The sequence below is a fragment of the Cellvibrio sp. OA-2007 genome, assembly GCF_000953825.1.
Lineage (GTDB): Bacteria > Pseudomonadota > Gammaproteobacteria > Pseudomonadales > Cellvibrionaceae > Cellvibrio.
The window spans coordinates 1-5,868 of the sequence record NZ_BBUL01000057.1 but is presented as its reverse complement, the minus strand read 5'-3'; the positions used below and the strand labels follow the sequence as shown (position 1 = coordinate 5,868).

Genomic DNA, 5,868 nt, shown 5'->3' with positions numbered 1-5,868 from the left:
GAGGCAAGAAATGTATGTTAGTGAACTGTCCGAAGTTGGCGGAGGGGATCATAATCGTTTCAACTCCCTTAAAGCACAGGCCGATTAATTTCTTAATCGCTTCGCCGTATTTATTGGGGGTTTCTTTTGCAACGTGTAAAGCGCGTAATGGCTGGTCTTTTAGTGGCACAGTTGCGCCGCCGGATAATTCAATAAAGGCTTTAAAGTCACCTTTATCGCAAGCGTCGATAATTGCGCTTAGCTGTTCGCTGCCAATACGTTCTAGAGTTTCGTGAGCGGTTTCTGATGTGGCAAAGCGGCGGGCTTCGCGCCAGACGGTTACGCTAGGGCTGCCGATAAACTGGAATTGGCGGATATTCCAAATAGAAGCCCAAGCTCTAATGCGAATTGCACTATCAATAGCGTCATGACCGTAAAGGTCTGCGCCTACATGCTCGCCATCGATATTTTTCGCAATGTACTTAGCAACGTATCCGATAGCGGAGCCTTTGTTGGGATCTATGTGTTCCACTTTTAATCGGCGTAATTCTGCACCGGCTTCTTGGCTGTCTTCTGTAAGCGCATAACGTTTAATAATCTGAGTGGCTCGCTCAACTTGATTGGGAACCATGAAAAACAGCATGTGCCAATGTGGTGTGCCGTCATGGTGAGGTTCTACTACACGAATGCCATAAGGTTTAATTTCTTCGTGTTTGAATGCGGCACGAATACGCGCCCAAATCTTGTTGAAATAAGCGTGGGTCTCGGCGGGGGTGGCGTTGTTGTACTTGGGGTTTGGCCTACAGGGTTTTGAGTGGTAAGCGTGATACTTGGATGGTGCTGTCAGGGTGTAGAACACGGCGGTATGACCTTGTTCTTTTGCATAGCCTTCCAAGCCAGCTATGCGAGTCATTAACTCGTTGCGGCGGTTAACCAAATTGGAGACGCCACGCTTGGCTAGATCCAATAAATTGAATACCTGCCCTAAATCATTCTCGGCTTCAAGCGAAGCTAATATCGCGTCATTGCGTAGCCATTGTTGCCACTTGCGAGTAACGCTAAAGGTGCTGGCGTAGATACCGGCTATTCGGTTAACTAGACCTAATTCAATAAAAAGGCTTTCAAGAGTTCGGTCTTGTAAATTTCTGATTTCTCGCCGCCACCATGCAGAATCAGAAACGCGTGCAATAGCCGCCAGTATGTCCTCATCTTTTGTCTGCTCAATATCTTTTATGGGTAAGCCAAACCCATATGATTTCAAGCGAACTTGAACCAGAAGCGCCGCTTTGCGTAAGCCAAATTGTTTTAAGTAACTAGTGGATAAGCCGGTCATATTAAGCGAACGTTGCTCGGCAAAGCGCTTAACATCTTCATCGGGTGAATCTATGTAGATGCCTTGGAATCTTGCACCTAAAACCAATCGCTCGCTATAGCGACGTAATTCATCATTGGCTGCTACATAGTCTTTTGCTTTCGCTGTGCGCACGTACTTCTTTGCCAGAGTCAGGCAAAGGAATGAGTGAGCGTCAAAGATCTTGGCTCGAAATAAACGGCATTCATGAGTACCGTAGCCTTCCGTGATGGTTAAGGCTTCATCTGTCCAAAGTGACATAGGGCAGCCTCTTAATGCTGCCCGAGGTGTTCTAGCTTCATGAAAGCATCAAGCCAGCGATCCAAATCTTCGCGCAGGTAGCGAACTGATCGACCGATCTTGATAAAGGGTGGGGCTGGGGTGCGGTTATCGCGGTTGCCGTCCATACGTGCTTGAGCCAAAAAAGACCGGCTCATGCAAATGTATTGCGAGGCTTCAATCTCAGTAAGTGCTTTTGGTTGTATTTGGTTGTTCATGTTTTGCTTCCAGTTGTTATCACTGGATACGGACTTTACATCCCGTTTCGCTTAACTCGTCAAGTACGACTTTTGGGAGTTCGCTTAAATTTAAGCGAACAAAATCCCTGTTTTAAGCGATGCTTTCTCTATTTTTGGCTTAAATTTAGGATGAGTTTGGTCAAAGTTCGCTTAACTTTTGGGATGAGTTCGCTCTAAGTTCGCTTGATTTTTAGGACGGTGAAAATAATTATGAATAATGGTAAATAAATTCACGGTTTGGGTGAATTTGAGTGCTTTTGGGTAAGAGCAGGGCGCGTTCGGGGCTGATGGGGTTGTTAGCTAGCGGTGGCAAATAGCCTCTTCATGGTCTGGCCTTAGGTACTTGTATTAATTCCAGAACTTGAATGGTTTATTTGTGTACACTATGATGTACAAAATTATGTACTTTATGGGGGTTCTATGAATACCAGCCCAATCTATGCCGAACAGACCGTATCCATCACCGATCTGCGCAAAAGCCCTGCCAGCTACTTTAAAAGTGAGCCTGTGGCTGTTTTATCCAATAACCGGACTGCGGGCTATATAGTGCCTGCCGAGGTTTACCAGCACATGGTTAAGATGATCGAACAGGCATACCCAGAAGGGCGCAGCCGTTTTCGTCCATCCCGCGCGCGCTTGGATGCAATAGTGGCAGAAGGTAATGAGTTGCTTGCCAATACTTCGCTTGACGAATTGGGGCGCTTTTCTGAGTGATTAGGATATTTAAAACCGAGTTAATCAGAAGGCAGCTTGATCCAGAAGAGTTGAATTGCCTGGAAGATGACTTTCGCCATTACAAGGCTAATGGCGTTTTGCCTGACCTGTTTGGTCGCGATGTTCCCTACAATCATCCCAATACTTTGCCTTCGGTTAAAGCCGAAGAGCTTTGGCATATCCATTTGTTAGATGGTGAATCTAGCTGGCCTGCCCACTGCAAAAAGCAGGATGACAAAACCAGCGACGACCATCTGGTCTATTGCCCCGCCTACCAAACCCCAAATTGTTTTTTGCTAATCGCTATCTTGTCACCTGACGCCCACGCGCAAGCGCGTAAAAATCAGATGATGCTGGATCTTGCGAAAATGGCTGAAAATTTTAGGATGCAGTTTTAATTTTTTGCTTTTTTCTTTATCTGTTAGAGCAAGGAAACTTATGCCAATTAATCAGTATGAACATGATTTCAATAATTTAGTTAATGTTGATTTCAAAAAGTATGTGTCTGAGCTCGAAAAGTTACTCGAATCTCCGATTGCTATGTCAGAATTTGCAATTAAAGGTGTTGGAGTTGTTTCCATCGTAAAAAAACTTGGATTAACTGAGGATTTTTCTGGTTTATATGTTCTATTAGAAAAAACAAAGCCAATTTATGTTGGTATTTCTAGATCTGTCATTCAAAGATTGCGGCAGCACGTACGTGGTACAACACATTTTGATGCAAGTCTTGCATATAGAATTGCATCAAAGAATATGAATCACAGTAAAACCAGATCTGAAGCAATGGAATCTGAAGAGTTTAAGAAAGAGTTCAATGCTGCACAGTTATATTTAAGAGGCCTCAATGTGGCTTATGTAAATATTGCTAATCCGCTTGCGCTTTATGTTTTTGAGCCTTTTTGTGCTATGAAATATGACACGGAAGAGTGGAATACCTTTGAGACACACTAGCTTTCTGAAAAGTTTTTAAAGCGTCATTTCGAAGTGAACTTTTGAATTATCCAATTAATGCGACTGCATCTGCTTTATGATCTGGTGCAAGGTGAGCATAGCGAAGCGTAGTATTTAAATCCGCGTGTCCACATAGCTCCCTAACCGTATTTAGCGGTACTCCTTTCATTACCAGCTTTGATGCAAAATCATGGCGCATGTCATGCCAGCGAAAGATTTCAATTGTGGCGGCTTCTAAAATACTTGTCCAAGAGTTTTTCACATTATCCAATCGGTCGCCATCATCAGATGGAAATACTCGCCCGTTTGGAGTGGGTGCCTGTTTTTGCCAGTTGGTAATGGTTTCAAATGCTATCGGGCTTAGTGGAATATGGCGTGTTTTGGAGGATTTGGCTATCTCGCCTCGGATAGTCAAAACTCGATTGGTGAGGTCAATATCATCCCAGCGTAAATCAAATAGCTCACCGCGTCTCATGCCTGTTTTCAAGGAGAGAATAATCATGGGTGTCATGCGGTCGGCGTAGGTAAATTGATAGAGGTCAGTCATTAATTCATAGCCGCGCTCTTGCCGGAATTGATTGCCTCTGGCGCAGGCGGCTTTAATATCTTCATCCCTTTGTGAGAGAGCTTTGAAAAGACGCTGCTCTTCACCTTCGCTTAGGTATCGCGCTTTGACACCAGCATCCATTTTTAAGGCTTTAAGTTTGGCTAGTGGATGAGTTTCTAAAATCCCCCAATCTAGTGCTCGTGAAATCGCACCTCTTAGTGCATTTATTTTCCTATTTACAGTCGAGGCTTTAAGCCCTCCCATAATTTTTTCAGTACGTAGTCGCTCTATTTGTTTCAGGGTGATTTCTGAAAGGGGGAGTGGAAGTAGGTCAGGGAATGAGCTTCTTATGGTGTCGATAGTTTGCTGGCCGCTTTTGTGATTGGTCAGCGCCCAAGGGTGATAGTGAGTTGTCAGGAAAGCATCTAGCGTATGACTTAATTTTTCTTTGGCTATTTTGCGGTTGGTGACTTTCTCGCCCTGTATATCTGTGCCGCTGGATACCTGCGCGGCATAACTCAATGCCTGATCTCTGGCCTGCGCCAACGTCAGGTTGGAACCCAATACACCGATCTTGATTCGCTTTCTTATCCCAGCTTGAGTGCGATAGGTGAAATAGAAGGTTTTGCGGCCAGTTGGCTGGACTCGCATCAGGAAACCCTTTATCTCGGAATCGACCACCTCATAGGCTTTTTCTTGAGCATCAAAACCCTTAACGCTGGAAGTAGAAAGCTTGGCTTGCATGAGTCCCTCTTGGACTTAAATTAAAATTTAAGTCCATATTAAGTCCAAATTTATTGAATAACAAGAAAAGCTAATGATTGATGGTGAACAAACATGAATTTATAAGTTGTTGATTTATAATAAATATATTGTTCATTTTTGTGGTTTGTCGTTCATGGTTGTTCACCCCAAAATATTGCTTTTTGGCTCTGGCAGTGTTGAGGTCAGCGGTTCGATCCCGCTAAGCTCCACCAAATAAACAAAAAGGCCGATCATTGAAAAATGATCGGCCTTTTTGTTTATTTGCGTTTTGTACAGCGAGTGCATCCCGCGGTCGGGAGGCATAAGCTGAGTCTATGGATTGGCAGGATCATGGGGCGGAGCACATTCAGCTCCACTAAATTAAAAACCCGCGTATCGCAAGATAAGCGGGTTTTTTGTTTTGGGAAGTTATGTGCCGTAATTGCTTAAATGCTTTTTTTTGTTAAGCTCGGGTTATGGTTGAGCTAATCATGTCTGATTACTAGATTCGAATTTTCTATCAATAATAAGGGACATTGTTGTGAGTAAAAAAACTACAGTTAATGCTGGTGCGATTCAAAAAATAATTACAGCAGCGAAACAAAATAATCTAATTGTTGTTGTCGGTGCTGGTTTAAGCAAAGGACTAACTAATGGTAGATTTCCTTCATGGAAAGAGCTCATTGATAATGGTTTAACTTACGGAGTTATCAAAGGATTAATATCTGAATCTCAGGCAGAGCGTTGGAGGGAGCACATAGCTTCTACCGATATCGATGATTTACTGGGTGTGGCTGAATTTTTGGGGCGAAAACTTGGTGCGCCTTCCGATGTTGTTTATGCACGCTGGTTGCAAGAGTTATTTAGTAATACCGAAATTTCTAATACTGAATTGGGAGATGCTGTCCGAATTCTCAGTTCCCACGATATCCCTATTTGCACGCTTAATTATGATCATTTGCTGGAAAGTTTAACAGGACTTTCTTCTGTCCATATTTCTGATCCCTACCGCGAATATCGGACACCTTAGAAACTGAGTAAACTTACTCCAGAGGTGATCCATG

General features: G+C 43.6%; 7 protein-coding genes. 4 read left to right on the top strand and 3 right to left on the bottom strand.

Annotation, left to right across the window (positions count from 1 at the left end; translation table 11 throughout):
- Positions 1–1,591 (bottom strand): replication endonuclease (locus tag AWU77_RS02485; protein WP_152625238.1); only part of this gene is annotated, 1,591 nt, incomplete at its 3' end.
- An 11-nt stretch (positions 1,592–1,602) separates the two neighbouring features.
- The gene (locus tag AWU77_RS02480; protein ID WP_062058749.1) at positions 1,603–1,827 is read right to left on the bottom strand and encodes an AlpA family transcriptional regulator; all 225 of its coding nucleotides are present in this window, start codon (positions 1,825–1,827) and stop codon (positions 1,603–1,605) included.
- 441 nt (positions 1,828–2,268) lie between these two features.
- Here AWU77_RS02480 and yafN point away from each other — a divergent pair, with 441 nt between their 5' ends.
- The 3 genes from yafN to AWU77_RS02465 are packed head-to-tail and all read left to right on the top strand — an operon-like array spanning position 2,269 to position 3,513.
- Entirely contained in the window at positions 2,269–2,562 is a 294-nt protein-coding gene (gene yafN / locus AWU77_RS02475) for a type I toxin-antitoxin system antitoxin YafN (protein WP_062058746.1), read from the top strand.
- Positions 2,559–2,960 carry a type II toxin-antitoxin system YafO family toxin gene (locus AWU77_RS02470; protein WP_062058741.1) on the top strand — a complete coding sequence of 134 codons (402 nt, stop codon included), beginning with the start codon at positions 2,559–2,561 and terminating at the stop codon, positions 2,958–2,960. The genes yafN and AWU77_RS02470 overlap by 4 nt, the downstream gene beginning before the upstream one ends.
- Before the next feature lie 40 nt (positions 2,961–3,000).
- Positions 3,001–3,513 (top strand): GIY-YIG nuclease family protein, encoded by a 513-nt coding sequence (locus AWU77_RS02465; RefSeq protein WP_062058738.1) that lies wholly within the window; start codon positions 3,001–3,003, stop codon positions 3,511–3,513.
- A gap of 46 nt (positions 3,514–3,559) precedes the next feature.
- Here the strand turns inward: AWU77_RS02465 and AWU77_RS02460 are convergent, their stop codons facing one another.
- A complete protein-coding gene (locus AWU77_RS02460) occupies positions 3,560–4,804 on the bottom strand; it encodes a site-specific integrase (RefSeq protein ID WP_062058735.1) in 1,245 nt (414 codons plus the stop codon).
- Between the two features lie 541 nt (positions 4,805–5,345).
- Here AWU77_RS02460 and AWU77_RS02455 point away from each other — a divergent pair.
- Positions 5,346–5,834, top strand: coding sequence for a hypothetical protein (locus tag AWU77_RS02455; RefSeq protein ID WP_062058731.1), 489 nt, complete (start codon positions 5,346–5,348; stop codon positions 5,832–5,834).
- Positions 5,835–5,868 lie beyond the last annotated feature (34 nt).

What these genes read in the sequence shown, in the direction of transcription:
- AWU77_RS02480 (WP_062058749.1), bottom strand. Translation starts at nt 1,827, where the DNA reads ATGAACAACCAAATACAACCAAAAGCACTTACTGAGATTGAAGCCTCG.
- AWU77_RS02465 (WP_062058738.1), top strand. Translation starts at nt 3,001, where the DNA reads ATGCCAATTAATCAGTATGAACATGATTTCAATAATTTAGTTAATGTT.
- AWU77_RS02460 (WP_062058735.1), bottom strand. Translation starts at nt 4,804, where the DNA reads ATGCAAGCCAAGCTTTCTACTTCCAGCGTTAAGGGTTTTGATGCTCAA.
- yafN (WP_062058746.1), top strand. Translation starts at nt 2,269, where the DNA reads ATGAATACCAGCCCAATCTATGCCGAACAGACCGTATCCATCACCGAT.